This is a genomic window from Streptomyces roseofulvus (assembly GCF_039534915.1).
GTDB lineage: Bacteria > Actinomycetota > Actinomycetes > Streptomycetales > Streptomycetaceae > Streptomyces > Streptomyces roseofulvus.
Genome location: NZ_BAAAWE010000001.1, coordinates 5809115 through 5830075, shown reverse-complemented (window position 1 = coordinate 5830075; position 20961 = coordinate 5809115). Strand labels below are relative to the sequence as shown.

Genomic DNA, 20961 nt, shown 5'->3' with positions numbered 1-20961 from the left:
TTGAGCGGGACCGAACACGGACGACTCCGCACCCGGCGAGGGGACACCGCTGGGGAGGGCGGCGCGTCCGATTGTGCCAGGGCGGCCGGGGGGCCGCTCTCAGCTGCGCAGGTCGACCAGGAGCGGCGGCGTGTGCTCGCCCCGCACATGGGTGAGGGAGAGGACCGCGTGGCCGGGCGGCACGCCGTGCGCCAGGTCGGAGGCGGACCAGCGTTCCCGCTCGACCTCGCGGACGGTCACCGCGTCGGTGGTGACGGCCCGGCCGGTGACGAGCTTGCGCACCGCGTGCGCCACCCGGGTGAGCGGCTCGTCGGAGCGGACGGTCCGGCTGGTGACGTCGCGGGTCTCCACCCACTCGGTGCCCCAGGTCTCCGCGAACCGCTTGCCGTCCCAGGTGGTGACGCCGGCGAGGGCGAACCGGCAGCCGACCGCGCCGAACAGCGGGGTGCGCAGGTGCTCGGGGACGTCCTCGACGGTGCGGAGTCCGAGGACGACCCCGGCGTGGGCGGAGCGCAGCCGCTGGAGGCCCCGCACGGTCTCCGCGGTCAGTGTGTGCGCGGCGTCGTCGAGGACGAGGCAGGCGAAGCGGGAGCGGTCGGTGCGGCCGACGGTCCGGCCGAGGAACTGGGCGAGCACGAGCCGGGTGAGGAGCCGGGAGGCTTCGGCGTGGCCGGATTCCGGCAGGTCGATCCGGACGCGTACAGGGTGTTCCAGGGCGCGCATGGTGAACGGCGCGGTCGTTCCCGAGGTGTCGAAGAAGCCGGCGAACGCGGGGCGGTCGAGCAGGGCGACGCGGTCGGCGAGGGCGCCCGCGGGGTCCCCGTCGGCGCCCTGCTGCCGGGCGCGGGCATCGAGTTCGCGGACGAGGGAGGGGTGTCCGGCCCGTTCGAGGGCCGCGCGCAGGGTCTGGAGGACGGTGGGGGCGCCGTCGAGGAGTTCGCGCAGCTCGGGGACGGAGGGGAAGCGGCCGTGGACGGCGTGGAAGGGTCCGAGGAGCTGGGCGAGCGTGGTGGTGGCCCGGCGGGTGTCGGTGGTGTCGGTCGCCAGGACGTCGGCGAGCAGCGCGGCGGCGCGGTCCGGGTCGGAGGTGCCGCCGTAGAGGTCGAGGTCGTGCGGTGAGGCCGGGTCGCCGACGCGGATGACGACGTCGTAGGCCTCGTCGGGGCCGAGCGGTGCGGTGTCGGAGCCGACCACGACGACGGCGGCCTGTCCTGCGAGCGCCTGGAGGGAGAGGGACTCGACGAGGGGGCGGACGAGGCGGGTCGTCTTGCCGCTGCCCGAGGGGCCGACCACGAGCATGCCGGTGCCGAGCACGTCCGGGTCGAGGGCGAGGCCGGTGGTGCGGCGCGCGTACGGGTTGCGGTCGGTGTCCGTGACGGTGCCGAGGCGCACCTGCCGGACGGCGAGGTCGTGGGTGGCCGTACGTCCGGCCAGGAAGCGGGCGCCGGACGGGTGCAGGAATGCGGCGGCGCCCCGCGCGTGGACCTCGCGGACGAAGGCGGCCTGCCGGTCGGGGGCGTGGCCGGTGTTCTCCCAGGCGGTCCTGATCCGGGCGAAGTCGACGTCGTTCATGGCCCCGGAGGCGGCCTCGGCGGCGAGGCGGTCGGCCGCCTCGACGAGCCCGGCGGCCCTCAGATCGGGCCAGGAGGAGAGGTCGGGACCGGGATCTGCCGCCGGGGGCGGTGATCCGACGACGGCCGACGGGACACGGCGCAGGGCGAGCCACAAGAAGGGCACAGCGGTGCCGACGGCCAGGGACCAGTCGGCGGTCTCCTGCAGTCGGAGGTTGGCCTCACCGAGCCCGGGCCCCTCTTCCAGGGGCAGCAGGGCGTAGACGATGTCGCCGACCGGCACCCACCCGTCGTGGACGAGGGAGACGGTGAGGACCCCGAGGAGAGCAGCCAAGACGGCCCGAGCCCTCTTGCCATAGGCCAGGGCGAGCCTGTCCCAGGCGTGCATCCAGCGGCCGAAACGGCCGATCCCGAAGAAGACGGCGGCGAAGAAGATCGTGCGGTAGATCCCCAGGGCGACCTCGCCGCCGGTGTCCGGCTTCGCGACGACCTGACCGAGCTCCCACCACTCCCCCGGAGTGAAGAGCCGGAGCGGCACATCCCAGTACGGGATGTAGTTGTTGCGCAGCAACGACCACAGCAGCACCGCGACGAGGAAGGAGATCGAAGCGCCGAAGAGCACGGTCCGCAGCGGAACCTCGTCGGGCGCGGTGTCGGGACGCGGCACATGACCGTACCGCCAGACACCGGGCGCGGCCTCGGGGCGCGGTGTCCGCAGCCAGTCGACGAGCGTGGCCCGGCCGGGTGCGGCGGTCGGTCTCGGCGGCGCGGAGGGCGGTGCGGCCGCGGGCATCGGCGGGACGCCGGCGGGCGCCCCGGCCGGGCGCGGGATGTCGGCGTGCGGCGGCCCGCCGTGGGTGCTCCGCGAGCCGTGCGTGCCCTCGAACTCCATGTCCCCTGCCCCCTGGCCCTTCGACTCCGCGGCGCTGTCGTCCGGGCCCAATCTAGAGCCTCGGTCCCGGATCATGCCCCGGATCAGGGCGATGGCACGGCGCCGCCCCGGACAAGTCCGCGTATGGCCGATACGGACAAGGACACGCCGGGACCACTCCCATCCGTAGCATGCGCCGGGCCGGTGCCCGCGCCTAGCCTGCGGAGGAAACCCGCAAGAGCGTCCAGAACACCCCAGGAGCCCCGCATGAACGCTGTCCCGCAGGAGCGGCGCGTCGTCACCGCCATTCCCGGTCCGAAGTCGCAGGAGCTTCAGGCTCGCCGGCTGGACACCGTCGCCGGGGGCGTGGGCTCCACGCTGCCGGTGTTCACCAAGCGTGCGGGTGGCGGCATCATCGAGGACGTCGACGGCAACCTGCTGATCGACTTCGGTTCCGGCATCGCCGTGACCTCCGTGGGCGCCTCCGCCGAGGCCGTCGTGCGCCGCGCGTCCGCGCAGCTCCAGGACTTCACCCACACCTGTTTCATGGTGACCCCGTACGAGGGCTACGTGGAGGTCTGCGAGGCGCTGGCCGAGCTGACCCCGGGCGACCACGCCAAGAAGTCCGCGCTCTTCAACTCGGGCGCCGAGGCCGTCGAGAACGCGGTCAAGATCGCGCGTTCGTACACCAAGCGCCAGGCCGTCGTCGTCTTCGACCACGGCTACCACGGCCGCACCAACCTCACCATGGGCATGACGGCGAAGAACATGCCGTACAAGCAGGGCTTCGGCCCGTTCGCGCCCGAGGTCTACCGCGTGCCGGTCGCCTACGGCTACCGCTGGCCCACCGGTGCCGAGAACGCCGGCCCGGAGGCCGCCGCGCAGGCGATCGACAACATCACCAAGCAGATCGGCGCCGAGAACGTCGCCGCGATCGTCATCGAGCCGGTCCTCGGCGAGGGCGGCTTCATCGAGCCGGCCAAGGGCTTCCTCCCGGCGATCGTGAAGTTCGCCAACGACAACGGCATCGTCTTCGTCGCCGACGAGATCCAGGCCGGCTTCTGCCGCACCGGCCAGTGGTTCGCCTGCGAGGACGAGGGCATCGTCCCGGACCTCATCACCACCGCCAAGGGCATCGCGGGCGGTCTGCCGCTCGCCGCCGTCACCGGCCGCGCCGAGATCATGGACTCCGTGCACGGCGGCGGTCTGGGCGGCACCTACGGCGGCAACCCGGTGGCCTGCGCCGGTGCGCTCGGCGCCATCGAGACGATGAAGGAGCTGGACCTCAACGGGAAGGCCAAGCGCATCGAGGAGGTCATGAAGGACCGCCTCACCGCGATGCAGGAGAAGTTCCCGGTCATCGGCGACATCCGCGGCCGCGGCGCCATGATCGCCATCGAGCTCGTCAAGGACCCGGAGACGAAGGAGCCGGCCGCCGAGGCCGCCGCCGCGCTCGCCAAGTACTGCCACAACGAGGGCGTCCTCGTCCTCACCTGCGGCACCTACGGCAACGTGCTCCGCTTCCTGCCGCCGCTGGTCATCGGCGAGGACCTGCTCAACGAGGGTCTGGACGTCATCGAGGCGGCGCTCGCGGCGCTCTGAGCCGCGACCGGGGTCCACACGGTGTGAAGACTCTGTGGGGGGCCGATGGCGGGATGCGTTTCCCGCTGTCGGTCCCCCTCTTCGTGCCGTACGGTCTTCCCCAGATGAGAGAAACACCCAGGGCGGAGCCTCCCCAGCCCCGCCCGCACCGTGCCGAAGCGCACACCTCCGGAGCCTCGTGCTCCGGGACTCCTCACCGATCGGATGGCCGCCCGCCCCACACCCCCCGGGGCGCGCGGCAGCCCGATCCCCTCGGCCGCCCCGGAACCACCCCCCCTGTTCCAGGGCGGCCGGCTCTCTTCTCGGCGCTCGTCGCCCTCGCCGTCGTGACCTGGCAGGTGCTCGTCCACGGCCCCTTGGCCAGGCTCGACGAGCGGGTGTCCCGGGCCCTCGTGGACACCGTGCCCCGCCGGCTGAGCGAACTCGCCTCCGACCTCGGCAACCTGACGGTCGCCCTGCCCGTGCTCGCCGCCGCGATGGCGTACGCGGTGTGGCGCGGCCGCGGCCGGCAGGCGCTCTTCGCCGGCCTCGCCATGGCCTGCGTACCGCTGCTCGTCGTCCCCCTGAAGGAGTGGACGGCCCGGCCCGGCCCCCTCGAACCCTGGGCCCACGGCTACTACCCCTCCGGCCACACCGCCACCGCGATGGTCGCCTACTTCGGCGCCGCCCACCTGGTGTCGCGACGGCTCGCTCCCGCCGCCGCCGTGCTGACGGCGGTGACGGGGGCGGGCCTGGTCCTGCGGGGCTTCCACTGGCCGCTGGACGTGCTGGCGTCCGTCGCGCTGTGCCTTCCGCTGCTGTGCTGGCCGGTCCTCGCGGCGCGGTACGGTCGGGGCCGGATCCGGGGAGGGGACGCATGGCGGACGGGGAGCGGCGGTACGCCGTCACGATCGACGGACGGGCCTACGAGCTGAGTCCGTCGCCGGGGGAGGTCATCCTCCCGGAGCACGGGGGCAAGATCCATCACTCGGCGGCGTGCGGGCACCTGACGGACTCCGCCCGGCTGCCGCGCCGCCCGGATCCCGACGGGCTCGTCTGGCGACGGCTGCTCGACGCCCCGGACCCGGCCGCGTTCGCGGCCTCGGCCGGGCTGCTCAACGGACGGAACCGGCCCGTGACCGGCGTCTGCTCCTGCGCGTTGCGGCCGGTCCCGCACAGCCACGCGGAGACGCTCCCGTACTGGCCGGTCGACGAGGCCCTGCGGGTCTTCGACCCGGAGCAGCACCGGGCGGCGGTCGAGGCCGCGGACCGGGACGCCGAGCGGATCCGTACGGAGTTCCCCTGGGAGGACTGGGCCGGACTGCCGTTGCGGCGGTACGCGCTCGGGCAGCCGGACATGCCCGGCCACCGGGTGTACAGCTACCTGCTGGAGTTCGGCAGCAAGGCGCTCGGGAGCATCACCGGCGGCACGGCGAAGAAGCACTTCGTCTACCAGCGGAAGCAGAACGGCGCCTGGTGGTTCGACCGGCGGTACCCGGACGTCGCCACGGCCTGGGAGGACGTGCGGGCCGGGCTCGTCGCCGCCGTGACCGCCGCGCGTGAGGGCCGGGTCCGCGACATCGACGACATCGCCTCGGTCCGCTCCGGGATCACGGTCGTGGCGAAGACCCTGCGCGTGTACGCCCCGGACGCCGTCCTGCCCGTCTACTCGGACAGCTTCACCCGGCACTATCTGGAGCGGCTCGCGCCGGGCAGCTCCGCGAAGCTCCAGCCGTTCGCGCGCAAGGAGCTGCTGAAGGCCCTGGTGGACAAGGACCCGCGGTTCGCCGGCTGGCCGCCGCAGCTGGTCTGGTACTTCCTGGACTGGTGGGCCCCGGTCCACAGGACCGCGCCCCGGACGGTGCGGATCGCGGTCTCCGGCCCCGAGGAGGAGTGGGACCGCTTCGCCGCCGCCGGGCTCGTGCCGGTCGGCGTGGACCTCGTCGGCGACCTGCACGGATACGCGGACGAGAAGGAGCTCGCCGACGCGTACGAGGAGGAGTACGCGAGCGGCGCGCTCGCCGGAGCGACGCCGTCGGTCGACGTGCCGGCCCTGTGGGGGCTGCTCGGCCTGCGGGTCGGGGACTGGGTGGTCGCGACCCGGGGCCGCAGCAGGGTCCTGGGGATCGGGCGGATCACCGGGGACGGCTATGTGTGGCTGCCCGACGCCTCCCCGGACGGGCTCTCGGGGCACGCGCTGACCGTGGAGTGGGAGCGGGGCCGCCCCGGCGGCCGGCTGGACGAGCCGGTGCCCGGCTGGGACACGGACCTGATCTCGGACGTGTCCGCGGACCTCTGGCGCAGGCTCCTCGACCTTCCGCCGTCCGGCGGCGCGGCCGAGGCCGCGCCCGTCCCCGCCGAGCCCGTCGCCCTGCCCCCGCTCGACGGCGCCCTCCAGCGGATCGACGACGCCCTCGAACGCCGCGGACAGGCCGTGCTGTTCGGGCCGCCCGGCACCGGCAAGACGTATCACGCGCTGCGGTACGCCGTCCGGCGGCTCGGCGAGCTGTCCGCCGATCTGCCGGACGTCGATCCGCAGGCCGAGCCGGGGACCGCCGCCTTCGCCGCGACGATCGAGGCGCTGACCGCGTCGGGGCGGCTGACCCTGGCCACCTTCCACCCGAGCTACGGCTACGAGGACTTCGTGGAGGGGCTGCGTCCCGTCAAGGGCGCCTCCGGCTTCGTCCTGGAGCCGGTGGACGGCGTCTTCAAGCGCGTCTGCGAAGCCGCCGCGGCGGACCCGGGCCAGCTCCACCTGCTGGTCGTCGACGAGCTGAACCGGGGCAACCTGCCCCGCATCCTGGGCGAGTCGATCACCGTCCTGGAGAAGGACAAGCGGGGTCTGCCCGTCACGCTGCCGCTCTCGGGGGCGGCTTTCCGGGTCCCGCCGAACGTGCGCCTCCTCGGCACGATGAACACCGCCGACCGGTCGATCCGGATGCTGGACTCGGCCGTCCGCCGGCGCTTCGCCTTCATCGAACTGCTCCCCGACCCGGGCCCCCTGCGCGGCAGCCAGGTCGACCAGCTGGACCTCGGCGTCTTCCTCGACCGGCTCAACGCGCGCATCAGGACGCGGCTCGACCGCGAGAAGCAGATAGGGCACGCGTTCTTCCTCGCCGGGGGCGTCCCCGTCGCGACCGCCGCGGAGTTCGCCGCGATCGTGCGCGGCGAGATCCTGCCGCTGCTCCAGGAGTACGCGTACGACGACTACGGACTCCTCGCCGCGTTCCTCGGCGAGGAACTGGTCGACGTCGCGGCCCACACCCTCCGGGACCTCACGGACGAGGACCTCGTCAACCGGCTGTACGAGGAGCTCCAGGTCGGTGCCGGTGCGGAGTGAGGGGCCCGTTCCGCTGGAACTGACCGAGTACGCCACCCGGGTCTTCGACGGGGTGCGGCTGACGGAGGCCGACCGGCGGCTGCTGGCCGGCGGCGCCTTCGACGGCCGGCTGCGGCTGCGGGAGCTCCGCGGGGACCGGCTGGAGGTGGCCGCCGCGCAGTACGTGGGCACGGTACGGCTGGAGGCGGCCGAGATCAGGGTGGTCCCGAAGCACCTGGGCGGGGAGCTCGACGTGCTGCGGATGGTCGACCACGCCTGGGGCCGGCTGCGGAACCCGCTGCCGACCGCGCAGAGCCTGGCCGGCGGACGGCCGCACCTGCGGGACCTGGTCTGCCTCATGGTCGTCGAGCACGGCGAGCGGCTGCTGCGGCACGGGGTGCGCCGTGACTACGTGACGACCGAGGACGACCTGCGGGTGGTCCGCGGCCGGCTGCTCCCCGACCGTCAGCTGCTCCACCACCACGGCCGGCTGGACCTGCTGGCCTGCCGCTTCGAGGAGCACGAGGCGGACGTCGCCGACAACCGGCTCTGCGCCGCCGCCCTCGCCCTGGCCGCGCGGACGGCGCGCGACGACGGGGTGCGGGCGCGGGCCCGGCGGGCGGCGGGGCTGTTCGCCCAGCACGCCCCGACCCCGCTCGGCGACGTACGGGCCGCGCTCGCCGGGCTGACGTACCACCGGCACAACGAGCACTACCGGGCCGCGCACCTGTGGGCGGGCCTGCTCCTGACCGGCGGCGGCCTCGACGGGCTCTTCACCGCGGGCCCGCTGGTCTCGCGCGCCTTCCTGGTCGACATGAACCTCCTCTTCGAGGCCTTCGTGACCCGGCTCCTGGAGGACGGCGCGGCGGGCTCCGGGCTGCGGGTGGAGCGCCAGACCTCGCACGCCTCGGTGCTGTTCGACGAGCGGACCCGCCGCGGCTACGGGACCGTACGGCCGGACGTGCTGGTGTCGGGCCTGCGGTCCGGGCTCCCCTACCGGCTGCCGGTGGACGTCAAGTACAAGCTCTACGCGGAGAAGAAGCTCTCGCCCGCGGACCTGTACCAGGCGGCGTTCTACGCCCACGCGCTCGGGCGGCGGGCGGACGGGCGGCCGCCGGTCTGCGCGCTGGTCCACCCCGGCCCGGCCGGTTCGGGCGGCGGCGGTGACCGCGTGGCGGCGCGGACCCTGGAGGGGGCGGTGACGGCCCGGGTGCGGGCCGTCCCGCTCGATCTGCGGGCGGCGCTGGCGGAGTTGGGCGGGCCGGGTCCCCGGGAGGTCCCGGCCCGCCTGTTCCGCGAGGTGGCGGGGTGACCGGTCACCTCGCGGAGGGCACCGTCAGCTCCAGTCGTACGCGTCGAAGTTCCGGCTGAACTCCCACTGGTTGAAGCGGTCCCAGTTGATGGACCAGGTCATCAGGCCGCGGAGGGACGACCAGGTGCCGTGGGTCTGGTAGGTGCCGCAGTTCTGCTTCCTGGTGAGGCAGTCGAGGGCCTTGTTCACCTCGGCGGGGGTGGTGTGGCCGTTGCCCGCCTGGGTGGAGGCCGGGAGGCCGATGGCGACCTGGTCGGGGCGGAGGCCGGGGAAGACGCGGGCGGTGTTGCCGGCGACCGGGAAGCCGGCGAGCAGCATGTCGGTCATGGCGATGTGGAAGTCCGCGCCGCCCATGGAGTGGTACTGGTTGTCCAGGCCCATGATGGGGCCGGAGTTGTAGTCCTGGACGTGGAGCAGGGTGAGGTCGTCGCGCAGGGCGTGGATGACCGGGAGGTAGGCGCCGGCGCGCGGGTCCTGGCCGCCCCAGGGGCCGGAGCCGTAGAACTGGTAGCCGAGCTGGACGAAGAAGGTCTCCGGGGCCATGGTGAGGACGAACTTCGCGCCGTACTTGGCCTTGAGGGTCTTGATCGCCTGGATCAGGTGGACGATGACCGGGGTGGTGGGGCTGCGGAAGTCGGTGTCGCCGGTCTGGAGCGAGAGCGAGTGGCCCTCGAAGTCGATGTCGAGGCCGTCGAGGCCGTACTCGTCGATGATCTTCGAGACCGAGGTGACGAAGGCGTCGCGGGCGGCGGTGGTGGCGAGCTGGACCTGGCCGTTCTGCCCGCCGATGGAGATGAGGACCTTCTTGCCGGCGGCCTGCTTGGCCTTGATGGCGGCCTTGAAGTCGGCCGGGGACTCGACGTTGGGGCATTCGGTCGCCGGGCAGAGGCTGAAGCGGATGTCGCCGGAGGTCACCGAGGTCGGTTCGCCGAAGGCCAGGTTGATGACGTCCCAGGAGTCCGGCACGTCGGCCATGCGGGTGTAGCCGGAGCCGTTGGCGAAGCTGGCGTGGAGGTAGCCGACGAGGGCGCGGGCGGGGAGGGTGCCGCCGGGGTTGCCGCCGCCTCCGGAGGTCGTGGTCGCGGTCACCGGGGCCGACTTCGGGGACTCGCCGGCGCTGTTCGCGGCGGTGACCTGGAAGGTGTACGGGGTGGAGGCCGTGAGCCCGGTGGCGGTCGCCGTGGTGCCGGTGACCGTCTGGATCATGGTGGTGCCCTGGTAGACGTGGTACGAGGTGGCGCCGGGGACGGCGGTCCAGCTCAGCGGCACGGAGGTGGCGGTCGGGGAGCCGGCCGTGAGGCCGGTGGGGGCGGCCGGGAGCTGGACCGGGTAGCCGCCGGGGCCGTAGAGGGAGAGGTCGTCGGCCTGGTAGGCGGGGGTGCCGTACCAGCCGTGGGTGTAGACCGTGACCGAGGTGGTGTTCGCGCCGGTGGTGAAGGTGGTGGAGAGCTTCTGCCAGTCGGGGGCCGACTGGGTCCAGGTGGAGGTGTCGGTGGTTCCGGTGCCGGTGACGCCGAGGTAGACGTAGCTGCCGCGGACCCAGCCGCTCAGCGTGTACGCCGCGTTGGGCTTGACCGTGATGGTCTGGGAGCACTTGGCGTTGTCGCTGCCGGCCGGGGTGGCCTGGAGCGCCTTCGTCCCGCTGTGCACGGGCGAGGACACGACGGCGCCGCTGCCGGCCGTGCAGTTCCAGCCGTCCAGGCCGGCCTCGAAGCCGCCGTTGCGGGCGAGTTCGGAGTCGGCGGCCTGGGCGGCCGGGGTGAGCGCGGCGAGCCCGCCGACGGCGAGCGCGCCTGCGAGCAGCAGGGTGAGAGGTCTGGTGCGGTCCACGACTGCCTCCGGGGGTGGGGGATCGGAGTGGAGCGCGGCACAGCATGGTCCAGACCAATCGAGTGGTCAAGACCTCTGGACGGGACCGGAGTCGAGGAGGGGGGTATCAGGAGGCGCCCCCTCCGTGCGTCTGCGCGCGGGCAAGGTCCCCCGCGGCCTCGTGCATGGCGAGTTCGAGCAGCGAGGCGTCGGTGAGGGTGCCCTGCCCGTCCGGCATCACCAGCCAGCGCACTCCCCCGGTCGCCCGCCCCGGGTACGGGACGACGATCCAGGTGCCGGTCCCGGCGCCGCGGACCCCGGTGCCGAGCCAGCGGGCGGCCGTGCCGGGCGGGACGAAGAAGCCGATGCGGGCGTCGCCGAAGTCGGCGAGCACCGGGCCCGGCCGGTCGACCAGGCGGGTCAGGACGTCGAGGGTGGGGTGGCCGAGCTCGCCCGGCAGGATCAGCACGTCCCAGCGCCGGCCGGCGGGCAGCAGGGCGACCCCGTGCGGGTTGCGCTCCCACTCCCAGCGGCAGGCGTCGGGATCGGGCGCGACCGCGGCCAGCCATTCCACCGCGGCCCTGGCGCCGGAGGCCCCCGTACCTGTCATCGTGCGTACTCCTCTCCGTGGGGACGCGCGGAGGTGCGCGTCCACACGGAGAGAGCGCGAGGGTTCCCCGCTCTTACGCGGGTTTCCCTACCCATCGGTTGTGATCTGAATCACACCGGGGCGGGGTCAGCTGTCGAAGCCGAGGCCCAGCTTGTCCATCGTCCTGAGCCACAGGTTCCGCCGCCCGCCGTTGGCGTCGGCGCGGGCCAGCGACCACTTGGTGATCCCGATGCCTGCCCAGGCGATCGGCTCCGGCGGGAAGGGCAGCGGCTTGGAGCGGACCATCGCCAGCTCGGTGCGCTCGGTGCGCTCGCCGGAGAGCAGGTCGAGCATCACGTCGGCGCCGAAGCGGGTGGCGCCGACGCCGAGCCCGGTGTAGCCCTGCGCGTACGCCACCTTGCCCTGGTGGGCGGTGCCGAAGAAGGCCGAGAAGCGCGAGCAGGTGTCGATCGCGCCGCCCCAGGCGTGGCTGAAGCGGACCCCCTCCAGCTGCGGGAAGCAGGTGAAGAAGTGCTCGGCCAGCTTGAGGTACGTCTCCGGGCGGTGGTCCATCTCCGCCTGCACCTTGCCGCCGAAGCGGTAGATGGCGTCGTATCCGCCCCAGAGGATCCGGTGGTCGGCGGTGATCCGGAAGTAGTGGAACTGGTTGGCGGAGTCGCCGAGGCCCTGCCGGTTCTTCCAGCCGACGGAGGCGAGCTGCTCCTCGGACAGCGGTTCGGTGACCAGCGCGTAGTCGTAGACCGGGACGGTGTACGGGCGCAGCCGCTTGACCAGCGACGGGAAGACGTTGGTGCCGAGGGCGACCCGGCGGGCGGCGACCCGGCCGTACGGGGTGCGCACGGCCATGCCGGCGCCGGCCGACACCAGGTCGAGGCCCGGGGTGTTCTCGAAGATCCGCACGCCGAGGTCGAGGCAGGCCCGCTTGAGGCCCCAGGCGAGCTTCGCCGGGTGGAGCATGGCGACGCCGTCCCGGTCCCACAGGCCGCCCCGGAAGGTCGGGGAGTTCACCTCGGCGCGGACGGCGTCCTGGTCGAGGAGGGTGAGGCCGTCGGCGAGGCCGAGCCGCTCGGCCTCCTCGTACCACGCGTGGAGCTCCTCCACCTGGTACGCCTCGGTGGCCACGTCGATCTCGCCGGTGCGCTCGAACTCGCAGTCCAGGGAGTAGCGGGCGACGGCCGCCTCGATGGCGTCGAGGTTGGCCGCGCCGAGCCGTTCCAGCTTCGGCAGCTCGCCCGGCCAGCGGGAGAGGCCGTTGCCGAAGCCGTGGGTGAGGGAGGCGGCGCAGAAGCCGCCGTTGCGGCCCGAGGCGGCCCAGCCCACCTCGCGGCCTTCGATGAGCACGACGTCCTGGGAGGGGTCGCGCTCCTTGGCGAGGAGCGCGGTCCACAGTCCGCTGTAGCCGCCGCCGACGACGAGGAGATCGCACTTCTCGGTGCCGGTGAGGGCGGGCAGGGCGCCGGGCTTGCCGGGGTCTTCCAGCCAGAAGGGGACGGGCTGGGCGTCGGAGAGAGATTTAGCAGCGAGACGCATGGCGACTGGGGCCATGGTTTCCAACTCCTTCGGTGCCTGGGCTTCCTACGCTCAGGCTGTTGCTGTTTTCTTGCGCCGGTTCGTGATGATCTGTCCGGCCACGACGATCAGTACCGCAAGCGCGAACATCGCGGTGCCGATGACGTTGATCTGAACGGGGGTTCCGCGCTGTGCCGAGCCCCAGACGAACATGGGGAAGGTCACCGTGGAGCCCGCGTTGAAGTTGGTGATGATGAAGTCGTCGAAGGAGAGCGCGAAGGCGAGCAGCGCGCCGGCGGCGATGCCGGGCGCGGCGATCGGCAGGGTGACGCGCAGGAAGGTCTGCGCGGGCCCGGCGTAGAGGTCGCGCGCGGCCTCCTCCAGGCGCGGGTCCATGGACATGACCCGGGCCTTGACCGCCGTCACGACGAACGACAGGCAGAACATGATGTGGGCGATGAGGACCGTCCAGAAGCCCAGCTCGATCCCCATGTTGAGGAAGAGGGTGAGCAGCGAGGCGGCCATGACGACCTCGGGCATCGCCATCGGCAGGAAGATCAGCGAGTTGATCGCGCCGCGCGCCCGGAAGCGGTAGCGGACCAGCGCGAAGGCGATCATCGTGCCGAGGACGACGGCGCCGACGGTGGCCCAGGCGGCGAGCTGGAGCGAGAGCGTCAGCGACTCGCACATGTCGGCGACGCCGCAGGGGTCCTTCCAGGCGTCGAGGGAGAACTGCTGCCAGGAGTAGTTGAAGCGCCCGTTCGGTTTGTTGAACGAGAACACCATGACCACGACGTTCGGCAGGATCATGTACGCGAGCGTCAGCAGGCCCGCGATGACGACGAGGTTCTTGCGCAGCCAGGTCATCAGACGAGGTCCTCCGTTCCCGCCTTGCGGATGTAGACGGTGACCATGAACAGCACGATCGCCATGAGGATGAAGGACAGGGCGGCGGCCGTCGGGTAGTCGAGGACGCGGAGGAACTGCGACTGGATGACGTTGCCGATCATCTTGGTGTCGGTGGAGCCGAGCAGTTCGGCGTTGACGTAGTCGCCGCTCGCCGGGATGAAGGTGAGCAGGGTGCCGGAGACGACGCCGGGCATCGACAGCGGGAAGGTCACCTTGCGGAAGGTGGTCGCCGGGGTGGCGTAGAGGTCCTGGGCGGCCTCGTGCAGCCGGCCGTCGATCCGCTCCAGGGAGGTGTAGAGGGGCAGGATCATGAACGGCAGGAAGTTGTACGTGAGGCCGCAGACGACCGCCATCGGGGTGGCGAGCACCCGCTCGCCGTCGGTCCAGCCGAGCCAGCTGGTGACGTCGAGGACGTGCAGCGCGTTGAGCGCGTCCACGACGAGGCTGTCGTCGGCGAGGATCGTCTTCCAGGCCAGCGTCCGGATGAGGAAGCTGGTGAAGAAGGGCGCGATGACGAGGACGAGCAGCAGGTTGCGCCAGCGGCCGGCCTTGAAGGCGATGAGGTACGCGAGCGGGTAGCCGAGCAGCAGGCAGAGCAGGGTCGCGGTGCCGGCGTACAGCAGCGAGCGCAGCAGCTGCGGCCAGTACTCGGTGAAGGCGTCCAGGTAGGTCTGGAAGTGCCAGGTGACCTGGAAGCCCTGCTCCAGGGAGCCGGTCTGCACCGAGGTGGACGCCTGGTAGACGAGCGGCAGGGCGAAGAAGACCAGCAGCCAGAGGATGCCGGGGAGCAGCAGCCAGTACGGGACGAGCCGCTTGCGGGTGGGGGGCTTGCGCAGAACCGGTTCGTCGACCGGCCCCGGCGCCTCCTTGGTGAGGGTGGTGGTCACGAGGCGTCCTCCACCGTCTCCACGCCCGCGTCGATGTCCTGGGCGGCGTCGAGGCCGAAGGTGTGGGCCGGGTTCCAGTGCAGGACGACCTCGGCGCCCGGGACGAGCCGCGTGTCACGCTCGATGTTCTGCTCGTAGACCTGGAGCTCCGCCCCGGCCGGCGAGTTCACCACGTACTGGGTGGAGACGCCGATGAAGGAGGAGTCGACGATCCGGCCGGTGACCCGGTTGCGGCCGTCGGCGATCGTGCCCGCGTCGTCGGCGTGCGCGAGCGAGATCTTCTCGGGGCGGACGCCGACGAGGAGCTTGCCTCCCTGGCGGACCGCGTCGGTACAGCGGTCGCCGGGCACCCGGAGCTTGCCGCCGCCGGCGGTGACGACGACGTCGGAGCCCGTCTCGACGACCTCGGCCTCGATGAGGTTGGAGGTGCCGAGGAAGTTGGCGACGAAGGTGGTCTGCGGGTTCTCGTACAGGTCGGCGGGGGCGCCGAGCTGCTCGACCCGGCCGCCGTTCATGACCGCGACCTGGTCGGCCATGGTCATGGCCTCCTCCTGGTCGTGGGTGACGTGCACGAAGGTGATGCCGACCTCGGTCTGGATCCGCTTGAGCTCCAGCTGCATCTGGCGGCGCAGCTTGAGGTCGAGGGCGCCGAGCGGCTCGTCGAGGAGGAGCACCTGGGGGTGGTTGATGAGGGCGCGGGCGACGGCGACGCGCTGCTGCTGGCCGCCGGAGAGCTGGTGCGGCTTGTGCTTCGCCTTGTCGCCGAGCTGGACGAGCTCCAGCATCTCGTCGACCTGCTTCTTCACCGACTTGATGCCGCGCCGGCGGAGACCGAAGGCGATGTTCTCGGAGATGTCCATGTGCGGGAAGAGCGCGTAGGACTGGAAGACGGTGTTGACCGGCCGCTTGTAGGGCGGGAGGTCGGTGACGTCCTTGTCGCCGAGGAAGATCGTGCCGGTGGAGGGGTCCTCCAGGCCGGCGATCATGCGCAGGGTGGTGGTCTTGCCGCAGCCGGAGGCGCCGAGCAGGGCGAAGAAGGAGCCCTGCGGCACGGTGAGGTCGAGCGGGTGGACGGCGGTGAAGGAGCCGTAGGTCTTGCTGATCCCGGTGAGTCGGACGTCGCCGCCGGTGGTCTTGTCAGTCATGGGTTGCGGTCCCGGATCTTCGTAAGAGGGTGGACGACGGCTCAGGCGCCGATGAGCTTGGCGAACTTCTCCTCGTACGCCGTCTCCTCATCGCCGGTCAGCGAGCGGAAGGCGCGGGACTTCTTGGCCATGGCCTTGTCGGGGAGGATCAGGGTGTTGGCCGCGAGCTCGGGGTCGATCTTGGCCAGTTCGTCCTTCACCCCGTCGACGGGGCAGACGTAGTTGATGTAGGCGGCGAGCTGGGCGGCGTTGGGAAGCTCGTAGTAGAAGTCGATGAGCTTCTCGGCGTTGGCCTTGTGCCGGGCCTTGGTGGGGACCAGCAGGTTGTCCGTCGACGTGATGTAGCCGGCGTTCGGGATCGTGTACTGGATGTCCGGGTTGTCCGCCTGCAGCTGGATGATGTCGCCGGCCCAGGCGAGACAGGCGGCGATGTCGCCCTTGTCCAGGTCCGAGGTGTAGTCGTTGCCGGTGAAGCGGCGGATCTGCTTCTTGTCGACGGCCTTCTGGAGGCGGCCGATCGCCGCGTCGAAGTCGGCGTCGGTGAAGGTGCCCGGGTCCTTGCCCATGTCGAGCAGGGTCATGCCGACGGTGTCGCGCATCTCGGTGAGGAAGCCGACCCGGCCCTTGAGCGCGGGGTCGTCGAGGAGCTGGCTGACCGAGTCGACCTTCTTCCCGCCGGTCGCCTTGGTGTTGTAGGCGATGACGGTGGAGATGCCGGTCCACGGGTACGAGTAGGAGCGGCCCGGGTCCCAGTCGGGGCGGCGGAACTGGGCGGAGAGGTTCGCGTAGGCGTTGGGCAGGTTCGCCGGGTCGAGCTTCTGCGCCCAGCCGAGCCGGATGATCCGGGCGGCCAGCCAGTCGGTGACGCAGATCAGGTCGCGGCCGGTGTCCTGGCCGGCCGCGAGCTGCGGCTTGATCTTGCCGAAGAACTCGACGTTGTCGTTGATGTCCTCGGTGTACTTGACCTTGATCCCGGTGCGTTTGGTGAACGCCTCCAGGGTGGGCCGGGACTTCTCGTCCTCGCTGACGTCCATGTACTCGGTCCAGTTGGAGAAGTTGACGCTCTTCTCCTTGGCCGAGAAGTCGGTGGACGCCGGGCCCTGGCCTTCTCGCTTGGCCGGCGGGATGCCGCAGGCCGTCAGGCCGGCCAGGCCGCCGACCGTGAGCGCGCCCACACCTCCGGCCCGCAGCAGCGAGCGGCGGCTGAGGGCGCCACGGCCGCTCGTCATGCTGCGCCGGATCGCCGCCAGCTGGGCGGCGGACAGGCGGTCGGGCTCGTACTGCTCCATGCGCTGTGCCCTTTCGGGATGGTTGCGCCGCTGGTCGGGCGGCTGACTGCTATCGGTCCCCGAAGATCGTGCGGTGCCAGTCCTTGGCCGCCACCGCCGTGTTGTCGAACATCACGTGCTTGACCTGCGTGTACTCCTCGAAGGAGTAGGAGGACATGTCCTTTCCGTAGCCGGACGCCTTGTATCCGCCGTGCGGCATCTCGCTGATGATCGGGATGTGGTCGTTGACCCAGACGCAGCCGGCCTTGATCTCGCGGGTGGCCCTGTTCGCCCGGTAGACGTCGCGGCTCCAGGCGGAGGCGGCGAGGCCGTACGGGGTGTCGTTGGCGAGCCGGATGCCCTCGTCGTCGGTGTCGAAGGGCAGGGCCACCAGGACCGGTCCGAAGATCTCCGACTGCACGACCTCGCTGTCCTGAGCGGCGCCGGTGATCAGGGTGGGCCGATAGTATGCGCCGTTCTCGAGCTCTCCACCAGGGGCTTCGCCTCCGGTGACGACGGTCGCGTAGCCACGGGCCCGCTCCACGAAGCCGGCGACCCGGTCGCGCTGGGCGTGCGAGACGAGCGGGCCGAGGTCGGTCGCGGGGTCGGCGGGGTCGCCGAGCCGGACGGTCTCCATGAGCTCCGCGACCCGGGCCACGAAGGCGTCGAAGAGCGGCCGCTGGACGTAGGCGCGGGTGGCGGCGGTGCAGTCCTGGCCCGTGTTGATCAGGGAGGCGGCGACGGCGCCGTGGGCGGCGGCCTCCAGGTCGGCGTCGTCGAAGACGACGAAGGGGGCCTTGCCGCCGAGCTCCAGGTGGAGCCGCTTGACGGTGGCGGTGGCGACCTCGGCGACCCGCTTGCCGACCGGCGTGGAGCCGGTGAAGGAGGTCATGGCGACGTCCGGGTGGCCGACGAGGTGCTCGCCCGCCTCGCGGCCGGAGCCGGTGACGACGTTGACGACGCCGTCGGGGATGCCCGCCTCCTTGGCCGCCTGGGCGAACATCAGGGAGGTGAGCGGGGTCAGCTCGGCCGGCTTCAGGACGATGGTGTTGCCCGCCGCGATCGCCGGGAGGATCTTCCAGGCGGCCATCTGGAGCGGGTAGTTCCAGGGGGCGATGGAGCCGACCACGCCGATCGGCTCCCGCCGCACGTACGAGGTGTGGTCGCCGGAGTACTCGCCGGCGGACTGGCCCTGGAGGTGGCGGGCGGCGCCGGCGAAGAAGGCGGTGTTGTCGATGGTGCCGGGCACGTCGAACTCGGTGGTGAGCCGGATGGGCTTGCCGCACTGGAGCGACTCGGCCAGGGCGAAGTCCTCGGCCTGCTCGGCGAGGACCGCGGCGAGGCGGTGCAGCGCGTCGGAGCGCTCGCCCGGGGTGGCCGCGGCCCACCCGGGGAAGGCGGCCCTGGCGGCCGCCACGGCCTCGTCGACGTCCGCCGTGGAGGCGAGTTCGTAGGTGTGGACGCTCTCGCCGGTCGCGGGGTCGACGACGCTGTGCGTCTTCCCGGAGGTCCCGGGGCGGAGCCGTCCGCCGATGTACTGCGCGCCGTCCGCGAAGCGGTCGGTCACCTGGAAGCGGTTGCCCATGACGCTCTCCGTTGTCCCAGCTCGAATTGAGTGCCGATCCTGACAGAGGGGCTGGGTTCGAACAAGGGATTCCGTTGTTGCCTTTTGGTTACTCGACGGATTCGGTCGACCAACTGTCGAGGCTGCGGGAAAATCTCCGTACACCGTGTCGCTCGCGGATGCCAGACTCGCGTGCATGATGACCATCGAGGAGCTGACACAGCAGGTCAGCAGGGGTGAGAAGGTGAAGTGGCTGCACTTCTGGGGCCACCGGCCGGCCCCGGAAGGACGGCTCACGCAGAGCTGTCTGAGCCAGTGGTGGCCGTCACCCTTCGTGGTCGACGGAGTGCGGTACGCGACGGCCGAGCACTGGATGATGGCCGGGAAGGCGCGCCTCTTCGGCGACGCGGAGGCGGAGCGGAGCGCGCTGGCCGCCCGCACCCCGGCCGAGGCGAAGAACGCCGGCCGGCTGGTCCGCGGCTTCGACGAGACCGTGTGGGCGCGGGAGCGCGCGGAGATCGTGGTGACCGGCAGCGTCCACAAGTTCGCCTCGGACGAGGGGCTGCGGGACTTCCTGCTGGGGACCGGCTCCCGGGTGCTCGTGGAGGCGAGCCCGCTGGACCGGATCTGGGGCATCGGCCTCGCCGCCGGCGACCCCGGCGCCCACGACCCGGCCCGCTGGCGCGGGCTCAACCTGCTGGGCTTCGCGCTGATGGAGGCCCGGGAGCGGCTGCGGAGCGGGGCCGGTTCAGCCCCGGTCGCCGACGACGAGGACCGCTGAGGTCCGCACCCCGTCCTCGGTCTCCTCGTACTCGCCGTAGCTGGTGACGGCCCAGACGATGAAGGCGATGACCGCCGCGCCGAGGACGGTGGAGATGATGCCGAGGACGATGCCGGCGGTGGCGGCGCCGCCGTTGGCCGCCTCGCCGCGCTGGGCCCGCTTGCGGCCGAGGATGCCGAAGATCAGGGCGAGGATGCCGAGCACGATCGACGGGACGCCGTAGAACCAGAAGAGGCAGGTGCCGATGATGCCGAGCACCATGCCGGCCGTGCCCATGCCGTTGTGCCGGCCGGGCACCGGCCCGTACGGCAGCGGATGGGCCGGCGGGTAGCCGTACGAGGACGGGCCGGGACCGGCCGGCGGGTAGCCGTACGAGGACGGGCCGGGACCGGCCGGCGGGTAGCCGTACGAGGGCGTGGCGCCGGGCCCCGCGCCCGGGTGACCGAAGCCCGACGCGACGGTCGGGGGGCCGTACGCGGGCGGCGCCGCGGGCCCTCCGTAGGCGGCCGGGCCGCCGGGGGCGACCGGCGGCGGCGGCAGTTCCGCGCCGGCCGCCTCCCCCGTGGGTATCGAGGTGACCGTCGGCTGCTCGTGCACCGGGCGGCGGTCCGCCGGGGCCCGCTTGCCCAGCTCCACCCGGGACTCCGCGCGGTCCGGCGGGGCCCACGGGTCGCTCGTGCCCCGGTCCTGCGGGCTCGGCTCGGCGGTGTCGGACATTCGGGGCTCCCTCCGTGGTCCCGTCATGCTACGGCGTGCCGTCCGGCGCGCACCCGCCCGGCCTACGATGATCCGATGACCGATCTCCACCCCTTCATCGCGGGCCTGCCCAAGGCCGAGCTGCACGTCCACCACGTGGGCTCCGCCTCCCCCCGGATCGTCTCCGAGCTCGCCGCCCGGCATCCGGACTCCAAGGTCCCCACGGCCCCGGAGGCGCTGGCCGACTACTTCACCTTCACCGACTTCGCGCACTTCATCGACGTGTACCTGTCCGTCGTGGACCTGGTGCGCACCCCGGAGGACGTCCGGCTGCTGACCTTCGAGGTCGCCCGGGACATGGCGCGGCAGAACATCCGCTACGCCGAGCTGACCATCACCCCGTATTCCTCCACCCGCCGCGGCATCGAGGAGCGGGCGTTCATGGCGGCGATCGAGGACGCCCGCAAGGCGGCGGAGGCCGAGTTCGGCACCGTGCTGCGCTGGTGCTTCGACATCCCCGGCGAGGCCGGCCTGGAGTCCGCGGAGGAGACCGCGCGGCTCGCCACCACCGACGGCATCCGCCCCGAGGGCCTGGTCTCCTTCGGCCTCGGCGGCCCGGAGATCGGGGTGCCGCGCCCGCAGTTCAAGCCGTACTTCGACCGGGCCAGGGCGGCCGGGCTGCACTCGGTGCCGCACGCCGGCGAGACGACCGGCCCGCAGACGGTCTGGGACGCGATCCGCGACCTGGGCGCCGAGCGCGTCGGCCACGGCACCAGCTCCGTCCGGGACCCCGAGCTCCTCGCGTACCTGGCGGAGCACCGGATCGCCCTGGAGGTCTGCCCGACCTCGAACATCGCGACCCGGGCGGTGGCCACCCTCGACGAGCACCCGATCCGGGCGATGGTCGACGCCGGCGTGCTGGTCACGGTCAACAGCGACGACCCGCCGATGTTCGGCACCGACCTGAACAACGAGTACGCCGTCGCCGCCCGCCTCCTCGGCCTCGACGAGCGCGGTCTGGCCGCCCTCGCGAAGAACGCGGTCGAGGCGTCCTTCCTCGACCCGGCCGGCAAGGAGCGGCTGGCCGCCGAGATCGACACGTACACGGAGGAGTGGCTGGCGCGCTGAG

At 72.2% G+C, this 20961-nt stretch carries 16 protein-coding genes; 6 read left to right on the top strand and 10 right to left on the bottom strand.

The window, feature by feature from the left end; all coding sequences use genetic code 11:
- Positions 1-99: 99 nt before the first annotated feature.
- Positions 100-2463, bottom strand: coding sequence for a type IV secretory system conjugative DNA transfer family protein (locus ABFY03_RS27070; protein ID WP_346171013.1), 2364 nt, complete (start codon positions 2461-2463; stop codon positions 100-102).
- Positions 2464-2709: 246 nt separating this feature from the next.
- Between ABFY03_RS27070 and gabT the strand changes: the two genes are divergently transcribed.
- The 4 genes from gabT (at position 2710) to ABFY03_RS27050 (ending at position 8654) form a co-directional block, all read left to right on the top strand.
- Entirely contained in the window at positions 2710-4044 is a 1335-nt protein-coding gene (gene gabT, locus ABFY03_RS27065; protein ID WP_319011250.1) for a 4-aminobutyrate--2-oxoglutarate transaminase, read from the top strand.
- A gap of 104 nt (positions 4045-4148) precedes the next feature.
- Positions 4149-4958 carry a phosphatase PAP2 family protein gene (locus ABFY03_RS27060; RefSeq protein WP_319011251.1) on the top strand — a complete coding sequence of 270 codons (810 nt, stop codon included), beginning with the start codon at positions 4149-4151 and terminating at the stop codon, positions 4956-4958.
- The gene (locus tag ABFY03_RS27055) at positions 4901-7363 is read left to right on the top strand and encodes an McrB family protein (RefSeq protein WP_346171012.1); all 2463 of its coding nucleotides are present in this window, start codon (positions 4901-4903) and stop codon (positions 7361-7363) included. The genes ABFY03_RS27060 and ABFY03_RS27055 overlap by 58 nt, the downstream gene beginning before the upstream one ends.
- Positions 7347-8654 carry a 5-methylcytosine restriction system specificity protein McrC gene (locus ABFY03_RS27050; protein ID WP_346171011.1) on the top strand — a complete coding sequence of 436 codons (1308 nt, stop codon included), beginning with the start codon at positions 7347-7349 and terminating at the stop codon, positions 8652-8654. The genes ABFY03_RS27055 and ABFY03_RS27050 overlap by 17 nt, the downstream gene beginning before the upstream one ends.
- Before the next feature lie 24 nt (positions 8655-8678).
- Here the strand turns inward: ABFY03_RS27050 and ABFY03_RS27045 are convergent, their stop codons facing one another.
- The 8 genes from ABFY03_RS27045 to ABFY03_RS27010 form a co-directional block, all read right to left on the bottom strand.
- Positions 8679-10484 (bottom strand): chitinase, encoded by a 1806-nt coding sequence (locus tag ABFY03_RS27045; protein ID WP_346171010.1) that lies wholly within the window; start codon positions 10482-10484, stop codon positions 8679-8681.
- 106 nt (positions 10485-10590) lie between these two features.
- Entirely contained in the window at positions 10591-11073 is a 483-nt protein-coding gene (locus ABFY03_RS27040) for a hypothetical protein (protein WP_319011255.1), read from the bottom strand.
- Positions 11074-11199: 126 nt separating this feature from the next.
- Positions 11200-12618, bottom strand: coding sequence for an NAD(P)/FAD-dependent oxidoreductase (locus ABFY03_RS27035; protein ID WP_319011256.1), 1419 nt, complete (start codon positions 12616-12618; stop codon positions 11200-11202).
- A gap of 36 nt (positions 12619-12654) precedes the next feature.
- Positions 12655-13449, bottom strand: coding sequence for an ABC transporter permease (locus ABFY03_RS27030; protein ID WP_319011257.1), 795 nt, complete (start codon positions 13447-13449; stop codon positions 12655-12657).
- Positions 13449-14378 (bottom strand): ABC transporter permease, encoded by a 930-nt coding sequence (locus tag ABFY03_RS27025; protein WP_319011258.1) that lies wholly within the window; start codon positions 14376-14378, stop codon positions 13449-13451. The genes ABFY03_RS27030 and ABFY03_RS27025 overlap by 1 nt, the downstream gene beginning before the upstream one ends.
- Positions 14375-15523 (bottom strand): ABC transporter ATP-binding protein, encoded by a 1149-nt coding sequence (locus ABFY03_RS27020; RefSeq protein ID WP_319011259.1) that lies wholly within the window; start codon positions 15521-15523, stop codon positions 14375-14377. The genes ABFY03_RS27025 and ABFY03_RS27020 overlap by 4 nt, the downstream gene beginning before the upstream one ends.
- A gap of 41 nt (positions 15524-15564) precedes the next feature.
- The gene (locus ABFY03_RS27015) at positions 15565-16812 is read right to left on the bottom strand and encodes an ABC transporter substrate-binding protein (RefSeq protein WP_319011260.1); all 1248 of its coding nucleotides are present in this window, start codon (positions 16810-16812) and stop codon (positions 15565-15567) included.
- A gap of 49 nt (positions 16813-16861) precedes the next feature.
- Entirely contained in the window at positions 16862-18376 is a 1515-nt protein-coding gene (locus ABFY03_RS27010) for a gamma-aminobutyraldehyde dehydrogenase (protein ID WP_319011261.1), read from the bottom strand.
- 175 nt (positions 18377-18551) lie between these two features.
- Between ABFY03_RS27010 and ybiA the strand changes: the two genes are divergently transcribed.
- Positions 18552-19136 (top strand): riboflavin biosynthesis intermediates N-glycosidase, encoded by a 585-nt coding sequence (ybiA, locus tag ABFY03_RS27005; RefSeq protein ID WP_346171009.1) that lies wholly within the window; start codon positions 18552-18554, stop codon positions 19134-19136.
- Here ybiA and ABFY03_RS27000 read toward each other — a convergent pair.
- Positions 19104-19853: a DUF4190 domain-containing protein gene (locus tag ABFY03_RS27000; protein WP_346171008.1), complete on the bottom strand. Its 750-nt coding sequence runs from the start codon at positions 19851-19853 to the stop codon at positions 19104-19106. The two genes, ybiA and ABFY03_RS27000, sit on opposite strands and share 33 nt — an antisense overlap.
- 75 nt (positions 19854-19928) lie before the next feature.
- On the opposite strand from ABFY03_RS27000, the gene ABFY03_RS26995 reads away from it, so the two are divergent.
- On the top strand, positions 19929-20960 hold the full coding sequence (locus ABFY03_RS26995) for an adenosine deaminase (protein WP_346171007.1): 1032 nt from the start codon (positions 19929-19931) through the stop codon (positions 20958-20960).
- Position 20961 lies beyond the last annotated feature (1 nt).